The organism is Mesorhizobium sp. 2RAF45, assembly GCF_052115225.1.
Lineage (GTDB): Bacteria > Pseudomonadota > Alphaproteobacteria > Rhizobiales > Rhizobiaceae > Mesorhizobium > Mesorhizobium jarvisii.
The window spans coordinates 295370-311324 of record NZ_JBFRGG010000002.1; the positions used below are offsets into that span (position 1 = coordinate 295370).

Annotated in this window: 15 protein-coding genes and 1 pseudogene; 6 read left to right on the forward strand and 10 right to left on the reverse strand. The window is 63.8% G+C overall.

Features of this window, described 5'->3' with window-relative positions; all coding sequences use genetic code 11:
- Window positions 1-68: 68 nt before the first annotated feature.
- From AB4Z43_RS06265 to AB4Z43_RS06280, 4 genes are all read right to left on the reverse strand, one after another.
- Window positions 69-1388 carry an HlyD family type I secretion periplasmic adaptor subunit gene (locus AB4Z43_RS06265; RefSeq protein ID WP_441937071.1) on the reverse strand — a complete coding sequence of 440 codons (1320 nt, stop codon included), beginning with the start codon at window positions 1386-1388 and terminating at the stop codon, window positions 69-71.
- A 3-nt stretch (window positions 1389-1391) separates the two neighbouring features.
- On the reverse strand, window positions 1392-3137 hold the full coding sequence (locus AB4Z43_RS06270; RefSeq protein WP_441936529.1) for a type I secretion system permease/ATPase: 1746 nt from the start codon (window positions 3135-3137) through the stop codon (window positions 1392-1394).
- A 35-nt stretch (window positions 3138-3172) separates the two neighbouring features.
- Window positions 3173-4660: a family 16 glycosylhydrolase gene (locus AB4Z43_RS06275; RefSeq protein WP_441936531.1), complete on the reverse strand. Its 1488-nt coding sequence runs from the start codon at window positions 4658-4660 to the stop codon at window positions 3173-3175.
- A 332-nt stretch (window positions 4661-4992) separates the two neighbouring features.
- Window positions 4993-5940: a DMT family transporter gene (locus tag AB4Z43_RS06280; protein ID WP_202379844.1), complete on the reverse strand. Its 948-nt coding sequence runs from the start codon at window positions 5938-5940 to the stop codon at window positions 4993-4995.
- A gap of 235 nt (window positions 5941-6175) precedes the next feature.
- Here AB4Z43_RS06280 and AB4Z43_RS06285 point away from each other — a divergent pair, with 235 nt between their 5' ends.
- The 4 genes from AB4Z43_RS06285 (at window position 6176) to AB4Z43_RS06300 (ending at window position 8666) form a co-directional block, all read left to right on the forward strand.
- Window positions 6176-6505 (forward strand): PadR family transcriptional regulator, encoded by a 330-nt coding sequence (locus AB4Z43_RS06285; protein ID WP_441936533.1) that lies wholly within the window; start codon window positions 6176-6178, stop codon window positions 6503-6505.
- Window positions 6506-6507: 2 nt separating this feature from the next.
- A complete protein-coding gene (locus tag AB4Z43_RS06290) occupies window positions 6508-6873 on the forward strand; it encodes a DUF1048 domain-containing protein (RefSeq protein ID WP_441936535.1) in 366 nt (121 codons plus the stop codon).
- A gap of 150 nt (window positions 6874-7023) precedes the next feature.
- Window positions 7024-7428, forward strand: coding sequence for a YciI family protein (locus tag AB4Z43_RS06295; protein ID WP_038649000.1), 405 nt, complete (start codon window positions 7024-7026; stop codon window positions 7426-7428).
- Window positions 7425-8666 (forward strand): RNA polymerase sigma factor, encoded by a 1242-nt coding sequence (locus AB4Z43_RS06300; protein WP_441936536.1) that lies wholly within the window; start codon window positions 7425-7427, stop codon window positions 8664-8666. The genes AB4Z43_RS06295 and AB4Z43_RS06300 overlap by 4 nt, the downstream gene beginning before the upstream one ends.
- A 43-nt stretch (window positions 8667-8709) precedes the next feature.
- Here the strand turns inward: AB4Z43_RS06300 and AB4Z43_RS06305 are convergent, their stop codons facing one another.
- The 4 genes from AB4Z43_RS06305 to AB4Z43_RS06320 form a co-directional block, all read right to left on the reverse strand.
- Entirely contained in the window at window positions 8710-10266 is a 1557-nt protein-coding gene (locus AB4Z43_RS06305; protein ID WP_019860569.1) for a DHA2 family efflux MFS transporter permease subunit, read from the reverse strand.
- 7 nt (window positions 10267-10273) lie between these two features.
- Window positions 10274-11377 (reverse strand): HlyD family secretion protein, encoded by a 1104-nt coding sequence (locus AB4Z43_RS06310; protein ID WP_441936539.1) that lies wholly within the window; start codon window positions 11375-11377, stop codon window positions 10274-10276.
- Complete coding sequence (locus AB4Z43_RS06315) at window positions 11374-11922, reverse strand: winged helix-turn-helix transcriptional regulator (RefSeq protein WP_027047284.1); 549 nt, start codon at window positions 11920-11922, stop codon at window positions 11374-11376. Before AB4Z43_RS06315 ends, AB4Z43_RS06310 begins: the two co-directional genes overlap by 4 nt.
- Before the next feature lie 244 nt (window positions 11923-12166).
- Window positions 12167-13147 carry a quinone oxidoreductase family protein gene (locus tag AB4Z43_RS06320; protein WP_441936540.1) on the reverse strand — a complete coding sequence of 327 codons (981 nt, stop codon included), beginning with the start codon at window positions 13145-13147 and terminating at the stop codon, window positions 12167-12169.
- Between the two features lie 97 nt (window positions 13148-13244).
- Between AB4Z43_RS06320 and AB4Z43_RS06325 the strand changes: the two genes are divergently transcribed.
- Window positions 13245-13652 carry a winged helix-turn-helix transcriptional regulator gene (locus AB4Z43_RS06325; protein ID WP_019860574.1) on the forward strand — a complete coding sequence of 136 codons (408 nt, stop codon included), beginning with the start codon at window positions 13245-13247 and terminating at the stop codon, window positions 13650-13652.
- A 70-nt stretch (window positions 13653-13722) separates the two neighbouring features.
- A complete protein-coding gene (locus AB4Z43_RS06330) occupies window positions 13723-14532 on the forward strand; it encodes an MBL fold metallo-hydrolase (RefSeq protein ID WP_441936543.1) in 810 nt (269 codons plus the stop codon).
- On the opposite strand, the pseudogene AB4Z43_RS06335 reads toward AB4Z43_RS06330, so the two are convergent.
- Window positions 14533-14736, reverse strand: a pseudogene (locus AB4Z43_RS06335) (FMN reductase); the annotation flags it as partial.
- Window positions 14733-15887: a sulfite oxidase gene (locus AB4Z43_RS06340; protein ID WP_019860577.1), complete on the reverse strand. Its 1155-nt coding sequence runs from the start codon at window positions 15885-15887 to the stop codon at window positions 14733-14735. The pseudogene AB4Z43_RS06335 and the gene AB4Z43_RS06340, both read right to left, overlap by 4 nt.
- Window positions 15888-15955: the final 68 nt, after the last annotated feature.

Sequence of the window (15955 nt, forward strand, 5' to 3'; positions counted from 1 at the left end):
TCTGAATGTCGGCTTTGCGTCCTGGCGGTCATTGACGGTTGGCCGGCGGATTGCGCGGCCGGCTGCAACTACCGTTCCGTGAACGCGCGAGCGAAGGAATCGAGCATCGGCCGCGCCAGATACTCGAAGAAAGTCCGGTCGCCAGTGCTGATGAACGCCTCGACCGGCGTTCCGGGATAGAGCTGCTCGGGCTTCACGCCGGGCGGCAGGTCGGCGGCAATCCTGAGTTTGACGCGGAAATAGGGCTCGTGCGTGGCCTCGTCGATGAGCCGGTCCGCGGAAATTTGTGCCACGGTGGCTGAAACCTCGGGGGTGAGCCGCATGTTCAAGGCGGACAATCGCAGTTTCGCCGGCTGGCCGACACGGACCTGATCGACGTCTTTCGGCCGCAGCCTTGCATCGACAATCAGACCCGGTGCCGTAGGCAGGATCTCCATGATCTTCTCACCGCGGGCAATCACGCTGCCCTTGGCATTGTAGGTCGAGGACACCACGATGCCCGCGGCCGGTGCCTTGATCGTCGTCCGCCGCAGCACCGCCTCGGCCGCCCTGATCTGTTCCTCGATGTCGGCCAGGTTGGAACGAACCTCGTCCAGCTTCGTCAGCGCCTCCTCCACGCGTTGCGTGGTCAGGCGCTCGATCTGCTCCTGGGCTTCGACGATCTGGGTGTTGACCGCCGCCAGATTGGCTTCCAGCGCCCCGGCCTGCCCGACGAGATCGGCCTCGCTGCGCAAAAGCTGCGAGTATTCGGTACGATTGGTGAGGCCCTTGTCCAGCAGGCTTGTCTTGATGCCGAGTTCCTTCTTAACGATTTCGGCTTGTTGCCGAACGGCCTCTTTCTGGGACTGCAATCCCACCACGGACTGCCGATGCATCGCCAGTCGTTGGGCGAGGATCGATTGTTCCGATCGGAAGCGGGCGAGTCTGGCGTCGAATTCCTTTTGCTGTTCTCGGATCAGGGCTGCGAAATCGGCCTGGAGCGATGCCGGCGCCGGTTTGGTGATCGGCGCGAGCCTGTCCAACCCGTCGCGTTCCGCCTCCAGCCGCGCCGCAGCCGCCCTGAGCGCGATCGACTGTCTCGTCAGCCGGTTGAGCTCGGCCTGCGCGGCTGTCGGATCCAGCACGATCAGATCCTGGGCCTGTTGCACGCGATCGCCATCATGGACCAGCAACGCCTCGATGATGCCGCCGTCTGGATGCTGGATCAGTATGTTGCCGCCGGTCGCCGAGATCGTGCCTTGCGTCATCACCGCTCCGGATAAGGGTGCGCTGACGGCCCAATAGCCAAAGCAACCCACCAACAGCGCCGTTGCCGCGTATCCGGCGAATGCCACGCGTCTTATGTTGGTACGCGGGCTGCCCTCCCAGGCGAGGCTCTGCACCACCATCATCTACGACCCAAAACGGATGTTATGCGTGCGGATCGTCGTGGCGAATGACCCTGTCACCACCGTATTCGGCTGCGTGGGAAGGCCCTTGCCAACGACCGAATGCCGCAGCACCTCGCTGCTTGGGCCGAAGGCTTCGATCGTGCCGCCGCGCAGAAGCATCACGCGGTCGCAGGACGCGGCAATCGAAGGGCGATGCGTGATCACGACCATCGTGACGCCGGCCGCCTTCGCGGCGGCGAGTACCGCCTCGAGCGCCGCCTCGCCGGTGCCGTCGAGATGAGTGCTGGGCTCGTCCAGGACGAGAATTCTGGGATTGCCGTAGAAGGCGCGCGCCAGCCCGATCCTCTGGCGTTCACCGCCCGACAGCGTTCTGTCCGACGGGCCTATCAATGTCTGGTAGCCGTCCCGCTGCGCCAGGATCAGCTCATGCGCCTCAGCCCGCCCTGCTGCCTCGATGATCGCGGCGTCATCCGCATCGGGGTCGAAGCGGGCGACGTTTTGCGCGATCGATCCTGGAAAGAGCTCGACTACCTGCGCGACGTAGCCGACATGCTTTCCGAGCTGGTTTTCGTCCCAGGTCCTGAGGTCGGCGCCGTCGATCCTGACGGCACCGCCGGTCGGCCGGGCAGCACCGACAAGCAACCGCGCCAGCGTCGATTTGCCGGCGCCGCTCGGGCCGACGATGGCCAACGCTTCGCCGGCGCCGATTTGGAAGTTCAGCCGCTTGAGGATGGGTTCGGTGCCGGGCTGCGCATTCGGCGCCATGAAGAAGACGTCCTGCACGGAAATCGCGCCTGCCGGATCGGGCAGGAGCAGTTTGCGCGCTTCAGCCGGACGCGCCGCAAACGCCGTCTCAAGCCGTTTCCACGCCCGCCGGGCGTCGGCGATCTGCCGCCAGGCGCCGATCAACTGGTCGAGCGGCTGCAGCGCGCGCGACGACACCAGCGAGGAGGCGAAGATCATGCCTGCCGTCATCTGCCCCTTGAGCACCAGCCATGCGCCGGCGCCCAGGATCGCCAGTTGCAGCATCATGCGCAGCGCCCGCGAGGCGCCGCTGAAGATCGCATTGGCACTCGAGGAACGGTCATGCAAGGTGAGCGCTGCCGCCACGTGCCGTCCCCAGACCCGCGCGGCGTTCTCCACCATGCCCATGGCGCGCAGCGTCTCCGCATTGCGGGCAAATGCCTGTTCCGCCTGGCTGGCCAAGGCCGAACGCTCCGCGGACAAAGCGTCGTTCCTGCCGATGGCAAGCTGGTTGGCCACGACCAGCAAAAGCAGAAGCGCCGCGCCGGCGACCGTCACCCAGAACAGCACCGGATGGATGAGATAGAGCAAGGCGAGGAAGACAGGGGCGAAAGGCAGGTCGAACAACACCGCCACGCCGCGCGACCTGATGAAGGCGCAGACCGAGGCGAGGTCGCGCAGCGGCGACAGGCCGCCGGCATATTTCGCGCCAAGCGAAACGGCGAATGTGCTGGCGCCCAGTTTCTGGTCGAGGGTCGCCGCAACGCGTTGCGTGTAAACGGCGCGGATCGCGTCCAGAAGCCCGAGGAAAGCGAGCGTGAGAACCGCAATGGCCGAAAGATAGACAAGCGTCTCGACGCTAGAGGACGGTAGCACGCGGTCATAGACCTGCAGCAGGTAGAGCGGAATCACCAACAGCAGGACGTTGATCAACAGCGAGAAGACGCCGACATCGGCGATGGCGCGCATGAAGACCGGACGCAGGCCAGCCGGTCCAGTCATTTCCACATTCCCCGACACTGCATGTTCCCGAGACCTTACGCGTGGCCCCCGAACTCGGAGCCGCCGTGCGCCAAGCTGTTGCTGTGCGTTGCAGTGCTGTGCTGGGCGGTGCTGGTGATGTTCAGGGCGTTTGCCGGCGCATTGTCCAGCGTATAGGCGCGGACATAGTCGATCTTCATCTCGGCCGGCGTGGCCAGATGATCCGGAGGGGTGCCGGCCAAGCCGCCGACCGCAAGATCGACCAGCATGTACATGGGCTTGTTCATGTCGGACGGCGTCGCCGTTTCCGCGACCTGCACGCCGTCATAGGTCCAGACGAGCTTGTCCGGCGTCCAGAGCAGGCCATAGGTGTGGAAGCCGTCGGGGTTCGAGACACTCACTATCGACGTGACCTTGGTGTGCGTCCCCGTTTCATTCGAGTGCGCCGTCATGATCAATGAGTTCGGGGTCTGGCCGATCGTCTCCACGACATCGAGTTCCGGCGGCCACGAACCGTCTTCCGGAAGCAGCCAGAAGGCCGGCCAAGCGCCGGCATGCTCTGGCAGGTCGGCCCGTATTTCGAAATAGCCATAGGTCTGCGAGAAGGAATCGTGGGTCGTCAGGATGCCGGAGGTGTATTCGTAATTGTTAATCAGCGGCTTGATGTCTGCCGGCGCCTGCGCCGCGGTGATGGTGAGCACGCCGTTGTTCACGCTGAACGGATGGACGGAACTCGTCGGTGCGTAGTTGGCGTCGATATACCATTGCAGCTCGTTGTTGCTGCTCAAGGTGCTGCCATTCGGCGCTCCCCACCAGAAGTTGGAATCCCACGTGCCGCCCTGGCTATTGTGAAGGTTCAGCGTGTTGAAATCGTCGCTGAAGGAGAGCTGCATCCCGGATTTGTCGATCGGCAATTCGAACTGGCTGGGCTGCAGCTTGTCGATGGTCGTGTCCTTGAACGCGAGGATCTCGCCGGACCCGAGGTTCAACAGCACGTTCGATCCCGCCTGGATCATGCTTGAGTGTATGGCGTCGAACGATGTGAACCCATAGCCATTAAGGCGGACCGTATCGGTGGCGGCAAAATTCGCTATCAGGTCGCTTCCGTTGCCTTTCGAGACGATGAAAGTGTCGTAACCGCCGCCACCATCGATCAGCACATCGTTTCCCGCGCCGCCGTCTAGAGTCTGGTGCCCGGCCTTGGCGGTGATGATGTTGTCCAACCCATTTCCGAAAGCATAGTTGTTGGCGTTTGTGACGACGAGATTCTCGACATTGTCGGGGAGCTTATAGCTCATCCATGTGCTGATCGTGTCGATGCCTGCCCCAGCGGCCTCCGCCACCTTGTTGCCCGCCGCATAGAGGTAATAGATGTCATCGCCTGTGCCTCCGTGCATGGTGACGTTGACACCGGATGCTCCGTAGAATGAGTCGTTTCCGGAGCTGCCGTACAGGTCCGGCCCGGACCCTGCCGCAGAGTACCAATGGTTGGAAGCGCCGCTATAGGGAAGAGGAACGCCTAGGGCATTGACGAAGAAGCTCATCGGATAAATCCTCCTCGTGATGCCTGGCCTGCTCGGATCGCTCGATACGAGTTCCAGGCGACCGCATCCGGACCAAAATTGCCATGCACGATACCGTTCCAGGAACTTGCCACATAGTTCACCATGACATCGACCGTTGAGTGACGTTTTCCGGGACTGGAAGCACAACAACCCGACGAATGGTCTACAGGCCGTAATTCGACCGGCGAAATATTTAATAAAATTTTACAATAGGCGCGGATCTACTTGCAAAAGCGCTCCCTGCTTTTGACAGGGTCGTGCGATTTCCGCTTTGGCGACAATGCGACGACACGCCGGGATGGCACTTCCCCTCAAACCGCGACTTCGATCGGCTCGGCAAGTCTGGGGTTGGAGCGCGCGGCGATCAGGCAACTGGCCACGATGAGGCCGGCTCCCGCCAGCGTGGTCCAGGTCACCGCCTCGTCGAAGAAGAACCATCCGAGCGCGATCGCCCAGATGAAGGCCGAATATTCGGTCGGGATCAGATATTGCGCTTCGGCCCGGGCATAGGCCCAGCTCATCAGGAACTGGCCGGCGAGCGACAGAGCCGTCACCCCGGCGAGCGGAAGCCAAAGATTGCTGGGCAACGCAATAGCGAGCCAGGGCGCGGCAAGACCAAGCATGACCGCGACACAAAGGTTCTGGAACAGCATGATCTCGATTGGCTTGGCCAGCATCGCCTGTCGCCGCGCGAGGATCAGATTGTAGGCATAGAACACCGTCGAGACCAGCACCGCAGCGGTGCCGAGCAGCGCATCGCCGGCATAGGTCTTCTGCCCGAACTGGCCCGCCACGATGATTGCGACGCCAGCAATGCCGGCGAGCGACGCCCAGATCGCCTTGCGCTGTATCCTTTCGCCCAGAAGCAGCGCGGCCAGCAGGAGCGCGAACAGCGGCGCCACGAAACTGAGCCCGACCGCCTCCGCCAGCGGCAGCCTTGCAAGCCCCCAGAAGAATGACAGCAGGACAATACCGACAACCACCGCGCGCAGCGCATGCAGCCTCAGCACCGAGGCGGCGGGAAGCGAGCGCGGTCCCGCCAGCCAGCCAGTGCCGGCGACCAATGTCGCCAGCATGCTGCGCCACAGCACCGTGTTGTAAACGCCGACCGCGATGACCAGCACCTTCATCGCCGCATCCATGCCGGACAAAAGGAAGATGCCGAAGGCGCAGACGAGCACCGGGATCGTGGGGGAAACGGCGCCGGCCAGGCTGGATGATTTCACGCGGGCTTTCTCGATGACGGATGCAGCTGACATATCAGGGCAAAAGGACGGGGCCAGATGGCAGCCCCGCCCATATGGCGGTCCAACCGGTCACCCAAGGCAGCCCTTTCAACTTGTCCGGTCCTGCCGCCGGCTCCGACCGGTCGAGCCGCAAAGTGAACATGCCGACATCCTGCTTTGTCATTGTCATTGCAGGGCTTGACGATCACTAATAAGCGATGCTAAGTACCAGTACTCATCAACACTGAGTAGCATGAAGAGGTATTCCATGGGCAAGCAGATGACGGAGATGCTCAAGGGCACGCTGGAGGGGATCATTCTCGCGATCCTGTCCGCGCGGCGCGCCTATGGCTACGAGATCACGGCGCTGTTGCGAAATCAGGGCTTCTCGGACATCGCCGAAGGCACCGTCTACGCCCTGCTCGTCAGGATCGAGCAAAAGGGCCTCGTCGACGTGGAGAAGATCCCGTCCGAGAAGGGCCCGCCCCGCAAGGTGTACTCGATCAACGCCCGGGGACGGGACTACCTCGAAGAGTTCTGGAGGACGTGGACCTTCCTCGCGGAACGGCTCGAACAGCTCAACACGAAAAGGAAATAGACATGGTCACAGGATGGATCGAGAAGATCACAGGGTCGATCGAGCAGAAGAAGCGCTACCGGCAGTACAAGGCGCGCACGGAAAAGCTTCCGGCGTACTATCGCGCGGCGATCGAGGCGCTGGACCGGTACCTCATGTATTTCGGGGCGATCACGGACGGGGACACCATGGTGTCGATGCTGGAGGATCTCGCCGACCTCTTCGAGCAGAGCGCGGCGCACGGAACCCCGATCCGCGCGATCGTCGGCGACAACCCCGTCGAGTTTGTCGAAACGTTTCTCCAGAACTACGCAGAGGGCCAGTGGATCAACAAGGAGCGGAAACGGCTGATCGACGCCATTGACCGCATCGCCGACAATGCGCCGTGACGGGCATCCGCCAACGAGAGGCCGGGGAGCCGAAGCCCCGGAGCGTCTTCGGCCGACGATCAGGGATTCGAACTTTTCTTCGCACCCCTGTCGATTCCGCCGCCCTTCGTTCGTCGTATCATCGAACCAACCCAACCAAGGAGAGAGACCATGCGGTTCATGATGCTGATGATCCCCGGCGGCTACGCAGAGGCGGCGCCGGACGTCAGGCCCGACGCCAAGGGGGTGGAGGGGATGATGAAATACAATGAGGAGCTCAAGAAGGCCGGCGTGTTGCTGGCGCTCGATGGGCTGCATCCGCCGTCATCGGGCGCGCGGGTCAGCTTCAAGGGCGGCAAGCCCGTCGTCACCGACGGGCCGTTCGCTGAGGTCAAGGAAGTGCTGGGGGGCTATTGGGTCATCGACGTGCGCTCACGTGAGGAAGCCATCGAATGGGCCCGCCGCTGCCCCGCAGGGGAAAATGAGGTGATCGAGGTTCGACGCGTCTTTGAGATGAGCGATTTCCCCGAGGACGTCCAGAAGGTGGTGGAAGGCTTCAGCGAGCTGAAGGGTTGACGGCCAATAGTGCCATCGAAGCGGTTTGGCGCATCGAGCAGCCGAAGCTCACCGCCAGGCTTGCCCGCTATCTCAGGGATATCGGGCTGGCCGAGGAGGTCGCCGGCGATGCCTTCCTGCTGGCGCTGGAGCGCTGGCCCCGGGACGGCATCCCGCGCAACCCGGCGGCCTGGCTGACTGAGGTCGCCAGGAACCGGGCGCTCGACCGGCTGCGCCGCACCACCATGATCGACGGCAAGCACCGCGAACTCGCCATCGACCTCGCCGAGCTGGAGCGCGAGATGCCCGACATCGAGGCGGCGCTCGACGAGGATATCGACGATGACCTTTTGCGGCTGATCTTCACCGCTTGCCATCCCGTACTGCCGGCCGAGCAGCGCGCAGCCCTCGCCCTGCGCCTGTTGGGCGGGCTGTCGACGCTTGAGATCGCCCGCGCCTTCCTGGTGCCCGAAGCCACCGCCGCCCAGCGCATCGTGCGCGCCAAGCGGGCACTTCGCGATGCCGCCATCGCGTTCGAGACGCCGCGCGGGCAAGAGCGGCGCGAACGCCTCGCCGCGGTCCTGGAGGTGGTCTATCTCATCTTCAACGAAGGCTATGTGGCGACCGCTGGACCGGACTGGCTGCGTGCCGATCTCTGTGGCGAGGCGCTGCGCCTTGGTCGTTCCCTGGCGGCGCTGATGCCTGATGAGCCCGAGGTGCAGGGGGTGGTGTCGCTGATGGAACTCAACGCCTCGCGTTTCCCTGCCCGCACCGGCCGGGCGGGTGAGCCGATCCTGCTGCTCGACCAGGACCGCACGCGCTGGAACTGGTCGCTTATCCGGCGCGGCCTCGACGGCCTGAACCGCGCCATGACCCTGACATCGACACCAGGCCCTTATCTCTTGCAGGCGATGATCGCCGCCTGCCATGCCCGCGCCGCGACATCAGCCGACACCGACTGGATTGCAATATCAGCCTATTATCAGGCCCTTGCCTTGGCGGCCCCCTCGCCCATCGTCGAAATCAACCGGACGGTGGCCGTTGGCATGGCGTTCGGGCCTGCGCAGGGCCTCGCCATCGTCGAGGCGCTGAAGGACGAGCCGCGCCTGAAGGACTCGCATCTTCTGCCCACGGTGCGCGGCGATCTTCTGGAGAAACTCGGACATCAGGCGGAAGCCCGTGCCGCGTTCCGCCAGGCTGCAGAATTGACCGGCAATGACAGGGAGCGCGCGCTGCTGCTCGCCCGCGCGGGCGACTAGCTCATAGGCCTGCATCCACCGCAAGCCGATGCGGTGGTCCACCTCAATGGGCGTCTGGCGGCGGTGCCTTCGGCGTGACGTTACGCAGGAACGGCACCAGCGCGGTCGCGATGACGAAGGCGGCCATGATCACCAGGAATGCATCGGCATAGGCCATGGTCGATGCCTCGCGATAGGCGAGAGCCCACAGCTGCTTCAGCGAGGCGGTATGGCCATCGGCGACAGCGCCGGGTAGTTGGCCATAGCGCAGCGCGACGTTGTCGACGAGCCGCATCGCGGCCTCGTTCTGCGGCGTCAGATGCGAGGCGATCGTCAGGAAATGGAAGTTGGTGCGGTCGTTCAGGATCGCGCCGCAAATGGCGATGCCGACCGCGCCGCCGAGATTGCGCATCGTGTTGAACAGGCCGCTGGCGTATTTCAGCCGCTCGGGCGGCAGGCTGCCGAGGCCGAGATTGACGCTCGGCGCCACCGCGAAGACCTGCGGGAAGCCACGGAACAGCTGCGGGATCAGCAGTTCGGCCGCGCCCCACTGGCTGGTGATGGCACTGAAACTCCACATCGACGCGCCGAAGGAGGCCAGACCGAACATCATCAGCCAGCGCGTATCGAAGCGCTTGGCGAGAAAGATGTAGACGGGAACGCCGATCATCGAGGCGACGCCGGTGGAGAACACGGCGAGCCCGGTCTGCAAGGCGTCGTAGCCCCTGACATAGCCAAGGAACAGCGGTGTCAGATAGATCGTGGCGAAGATGCCGATGCCGGTGACGAAAGACAGGAAACAGCCGATGGCGAAATTACGGTTGCCGAAGGCGCGGAAATCGACGACCGGCTGCGAATAGGTCAGGCTGCGGATGACGAACAGAACCATGGTGATGCCGGCGACGATAGCGCCATTGCGGATGGTCGCGTCGTCGAACCAGTTCCAGCGCGAGCCCTCCTCCAGGACGTATTCCGCCGTGCCCAGGCTGACCGCCATCAGCACGATGCCGATATAGTCCGCGCCCTTCAGCAGCGACGGATCGGCCTTGTCGATCTTGACCAGAGCCGCAACCAGGATGGTGATGATGGTGCCCGGAATGACGTTGACATAGAACAGCCAGTGCCAGTTGAGCGTATCGGTGATCCAGCCGCCGATGACGGGCCCGAGCGTCGGCGCGATCGAGGCGATGCTGCCGACCACCGCGGCCGCATAGACCCGCCTCGGCCCCTGGAAATAGTGAAACGACGAGGTGAACACGGTTGGGATCATCGACGCGCCGAGCAGCCCCTGCAGCGCGCGGAACACGATCATGCTTTCGATGCTCCAGGCGAAACCGCACAGCATGCTGGCAAGCGTGAAGCCGGCCGCCGAGATGGTGAACAGCCAGCGTGTCGAAAACACCCGTGTCAGCCAGCCCGACAGCGGGATGACGATGATCTCCGCCACCAGATAGGAGGTCTGCACCCAGCCGATCTGGTCCTGCGCCGCCGACAGGCCGCCGCCAATGTCCTGCAGCGACGACGCGACGATCTGGATGTCGAGCAGCGCGATGAACATCCCCACGCACATCACCATGAACGGCAGGATGCTGGCGAAGAAGGATTGCGGGCGCTCCGACATGATGCCCTCAGTGCGCGCCGGTATCGACCGTCACGACGGTGGAGAGGCCCGGCCGCAGCGCGACCTTGTGCGCCTGGTCCGGGTCGATGGTGATGCGGACGGGAACACGCTGGACGATCTTGGTGAAATTGCCGGTCGCGTTCTGCGCCGGGATCACGCTGAAGATCGCGCCCGTCGCCGGCCCCAGGCTGCTGACATGGCCCTTGAGCGGCTGGTCGGGCGCGATGTCGGTATAGACCGTCGCCGCCTGTCCATCCGCCATGCGCCGCAACTGATCTTCCTTGAAATTGGCATCGACCCACAACCCGCTCTGCGGGACGATCGTCAGCAGATAGCTCCCCGGCGAGACATAGGTGCCGACCTGCGCCAGCCTGTTACCGATGATACCGTCGATGGGAGCGCGGATCTGCGTGAAGCCGAGATCGAGTTCAGCCGTGTCGAGATCCGCCTTTGCGGCCAGAACGGCGGCGGTCGCTTCCGATATCTGCGTGTTCAGCACGTCGAGCTGTTGCCTGGCGGCGGCAAGCCCGGCACGCGAGGCGGCGACGGAAGCCTTGGCCTGACCATCGGCGGCAAGGCTTCTCTGGGCGTCCTGCTGCGAGCCGGCCCTGGTGTTGGCCAGCACCTCATAGCGCTTGGCGTCCTGTGCGGTGAACGTCGCGGCGGCACTCTTGGCCTCCAGATCGGCCTGCGCCTGTTCGATCAGCGAATTCTGCAGCGAGACCTGGGCGCGAAGATTGTCGAGCGCCGATTGCTGCTGCTGGACGGAAGCCTGCGCACGCTCCACCGCCGCCTTGAACGGCCGGTCGTCGATGCGGATGATGAGCTGGCCGGCGGCGACATGCTGGTTGTCCTCGACGAGGATCTGATCGATATGCCCGGCGACACGTGGCGCCAGCGGCGTGACGTTGCCGCCGACATAGGCGTCGTCGGTGGAGACGAGGAAACGGCCGGCCTGCCACCACTGAAAACCATACCAGCCGGCAATGCCGATGGCGATCGCGGCGCCCAGCATGACGAACGGCTTGCGGCGGCTTTTGGCGGGCGCGGGGATCTGGACGGCGGATGGCTGCGCCGGCTGCAACTCGGCGGCGGAGAGAACCTTGTTCATTTGCCCCGCGCCTCTTCACGGCTTTGATCGACATTGTCGATGAGCGGCAGGCCCGAACCCTCCGTGCTGAAGCGATAGCGCTGCCGCATGCGGTCGGTGGCCCGGGGGGCTGTCGCCATGGTGAAGCCCTCGCCGTCGAGTTCTCGACCGGTCTGGCGGTCGACCAGCACGGGCTCGGCCCAGCGCCCGTCCGCCCTGTCCACCACCACAAGGCTCGGGCCTTCGGGCGCCAGATGCTTGTTGCCCCAGGCGAGCAGCGAAAGCAGCACCGGTCGGAAATCGCGCGCCTTGGCGGTTAGCACATATTCATGGCGCAGCGGCCGCTCGCAGTAGGCGCGCTTTTCGAACAGGCCGCGCTCGACCAGGCTGTTCAGCCGGCGCGTGAGAATGTTGGGCGCGATCTCCAGGCTCTTCTGAAATTGGTCGAAGCGCGTCAGCCCCTGGAACGCGTCCCTGAGCAACAGGATGCTCCACCATTCGCCCACATCGTCGAGACTACGCGCTATGGGGCACGGGCGAGTTTCGAAGCTTGTTTTTGCAACCATGGCCGGAAGTCTCTTTCAAAATGAAAGTGACACATAGCCAAGTTAGTTGCATTATGCAAGTCACTCGGGCGTGATCGGGGGAACGAGTGCAGATCGGGGAAATGAGATAGGCCCAAGGGGTAGTGGCGCCGCCGCCAAATCATGGCTGCGGCGCTGGAGAACGCAGCGCGACGTGCCGTCGGGGTGAGTTGATAAAGTCCTCTCCCGCTTGGCTGCTCGATGGCCTCTCCAGGGAATAATACCGTCAGGGCACCAGCACGACCTTGCCGGTCGAGCGTCGCTCATCCAGCAGCCGGTGCGCCTCGCCGGCATGGCCGAGCGGGAACCGGCCACCGATCGCGACCCGCAACCGGTCGCTCGCCGCCAGCTGGAACAGTTCCGACAGGCTCGCCCGCAACACCTGCGGCGACAGCAGCGGCAGCAGCGCGAAACCCCTCAGCGACTGGTTACGGCCGATCATGGCTTCCAGATCGGAAGGTTCGAGCCCATAGCGGCCGAGTGCAGCGAACACCAGTTCGCCGCCGGGCGCCAAAGCCTGCAGTGACAAAGCCGTCAGCGCGCCGCCAACCGTGTCGTAGATGATGTCTGCACCCTCCCCGCCTGTCAGCGCGCGGACGCGCGCGGGCCAGTCCGATCCGATGTAATCGACGGCGGCATCGGCGCCGAGCGACAGAGCAAGCTCGATCTTGCCCGCGCCGCCGGCGGCCGCGATCACCTTGGCCGCGCCCTTTGCCCTAGCAAGCTGGACAAGCAGCGATCCGACGCCACCGGCAGCGGCAGGCACCAGCACCGTCCTGCCCTCAGGCGGGCTCTGGCGCGGCAAATGCAGTGCCGTCAGCCCCTGCACCATCAGCGCTGTCGCTTCCTCGAAAGAGACGTCATCCGGCAGCGGCACGGTCAGATCGGCTGATATCGTGACCTGCTCGGCATAGCCGCCATAAGGGCGCTGCGAGGCAAACAGCGGCGCCGCGACACGTCTCCCCAGAAGCGCAGCATCCACGCCTTCGCCGACGGCCTCGACGATACCAGCCACTTCCACGCCGGGAAACATCGGCAGTTGCGGCGTCACCGCGTAGCGGTCCGCGCGCATCAGCACCTCGAAGAAGTTGATGCCGGCGGCGTGAACGCGGACCAGCACCTCGCCGGCCTGCGGGACCGGCGCCGGCAGCTCGACGATCTCGAGCACCTCGGGGCCGCCGAAGCGGCTGAATTGAACGGCTTTCATGGCAAACTCCGATCGCACTGGCATCGGCGGTGGTTTGCCACTATCTGCGAGGCCGCGACTACACACTCATTTCTCCCCTGCTGACCAGGAGGTGACCATGGCCGGCCCAGCCAGCAAGATGCCGATCAAGCGACTGCCGATGCTGCCGGCGGAGCGCGCGCTGAAGGTGATCGCCGGGCGTTGGAAGGCGGTCATCCTCTACCATCTCTTCGATGGTCCAAGGCGGCTGTCGGCGCTGAAGGCGATGATGCCTGGCATCACCCAGAAAGTGCTGATCCAGCAGCTGCGCGAAATGGAGGAGCATGGCCTCGTCAGCCGCGAGATCTTCGCCGAAGTGCCCGCCCGCGTCGAATATTCGGCGACCAGCCTCGGCCTCAGCCTCGAGCCGATCCTGCTGGCGCTCTGCCAATGGGGCCAGCACCATGCTGATGCGCTGGACGAGAAGCATCGTCTCGCCGACTGCATCATCCGGCCGCGGCAGGCGCAGCACGCGCTTATGGCCTAGATCGAATTGACTTGCCGGGTTGCCGACGCCGGCTGCCCGTCACAGATTGTCTGCAGAAACGGATCGGCAAATGCACCGCATAGCTTCGGGCGAACTTTATCGGACCTACACTCTTGGTGACCTGCGCATCACCGCCTTGCGCGATGGCTACGTCGACATGCCGGTCGGGCGGCTTCGGCAACGCGGCGACAAGCCGTTTGGCGATGAGTTGCCCGAACAAGTCGCGTTGGTTGGCGGCCAACTCAGGCTTTCCGTCAACGCCTTCGCGATTGACGATGGACATGAGATAACACTGATCGATACCGGCGCTGCGAATGCCTGGCACCCGACCATGGGCCGGCTTCCCCAGGCGCTGGACGAAGCCGGCATCGATGTCGAAAAAGTCCGTACCGTCTGCTTCACCCATACGCATCTCGACCACATCCAGGGTCTTGTGCTTGCCGACGGCCGGGACGCTTTTCCGCGCCTGGTGCGCCTGCTCGTTCCCAGGCAGGAACTCGACCTCTTCCGCACCGAAGCGCGGCTCGAGCGGTTTCACGACATGGCGGAACCGTTCGAGGCCGGAGACCGTCTCGGGACCCATGTCGACATTATCGGCGCTCACGGCCATGAAGTGGGTCACAGCTGCTTTCGCGCTTCGAGCGGCGGCGAGAGCATTTTGATCTGGGGCGATACCTTTCACGTCCCATCGCTGCAGTTCGATCGGCCCGAGGTGACGTGGGAATTCGATACGGATCAGGACCAGGCGCGCGAGAGCCGGTTGCGGCTGCTGGCGCTTGCGGCGGACGATCATTACCTCGTTGCCGGCGCGCATTTGGACTCGCCCGGCATTGGCCGCGTCGTCCGGTCGGGCGGCAGCTTTCGATTTGAGCCGCTATAACTAGAAGGGCGGCGCAAACGCCGCCCCGTATCCCTTGGCATTGCGCGCCTTCTTCAGCGCCTTGCCCACCAGGCGAAATCATTGACCAACGCCGTGGCCGCCTGGTTTAGGTGCTCAAGGTCTTCGAGCTTCTTCTCGCCCTGATGGACGGCCAGGAAGTCGCGCCAGGATATGGACGGCGGACTTGCCCGGCGCAACCGTCAACCGATCTGAATGCGGCGCGTCACCTGTCCGTTGCTCTCCCAGTAGGTGTGTTTCTTGGCGATCCACGGATCACTCATCGCCGGCTGGATGTTGCCGCTCGTATCGATCGCGCGTGAGGTGACAGTGTGCTCCCCGGCGGAAGGTTTGGGCCAATCGAGAGACCACATCTTCCAGGCGAACTCCGCCTTGTCGGCGTCGTCGATGGTCGCCGGCATCCACGGCCCATCGTCGATCTTCACCTCGACCCGGTCGACTGGCGCGCCCCAGGCGGCTCCGACGATTCGGTAGTCGTTGCCGATATGGGTAACCCTGGCCGGTGCCGATTTGAGCCTTGCCCGTCCGACGGAGGTTTCCGCCCACACGGTCTCGCCATTATGGTCTTCCTCGCGGACCGTGACGTAGTCGCGTCCCATGAACCGGCTCTCGAAGCGCTGGTCGCGCACGTCGATGCGCTTGAGCCATTTCGCGTTCGCGATCCCGTACCAGCCCGGCGCTATCAGCCGCAGCGGGAAGCCGTTGTCGGGCGGCAAAGGAGCGCCGTTCATCTCGTAGCAAAGGATGTTTTTTGGATCCATTGCTTCGGCGAGCGACATGCTGCGCGCGAAATTCTGCTTGAACGTGACCTCGTCGGCGCGTTTGATCTCACCTTCGTCGGCGCCCCAGAAGACAACCTCGATGCCGCTGTCGTGAACCCCGGCCTCCTTCAGGATCGGAGCGAGCGGCGTACCCGCCCAGCGGGCATTGCCGATTCCGCCGTTGAAAAACGGCAGGCCGGTATTGCCCGAACATTCGATCGTGAAGGTGACTTCCTCGCGCGGCCGGGACTTGATGTCGGCAAGCGTCAGGGCCATCGGCTTTTTGACCAGCCCGCCGATTTCCAGCTTCCACGTGCTTTCCTCGATGACCGGCCGGTTGAAGTGCGCGATCGAAAAGAATTTGTCGTTGGGCGTTACCCAGGCATCGAGATCCTCCCAGACGAGCTGGTTCTTGATGACCTGCGGAACCGGATTCGGCGGCAGTTGATCGAGCCATTTGACGACTTCCTCGCCGGGCCGTGTCGGAAAAGCGTAAGCCCGCGAGGCATGGAGAGCCGCGATTGCGGCAACGGCCACGCTTCCCTGGATAAGTTCTCTGCGTTGAAGATGAGGCATGCTGTTTCCCTCCCAGTTGATCCGGAACGGGCTGCAGCGTGCTATTTGGGCCGTAGCCTGATCTCGGA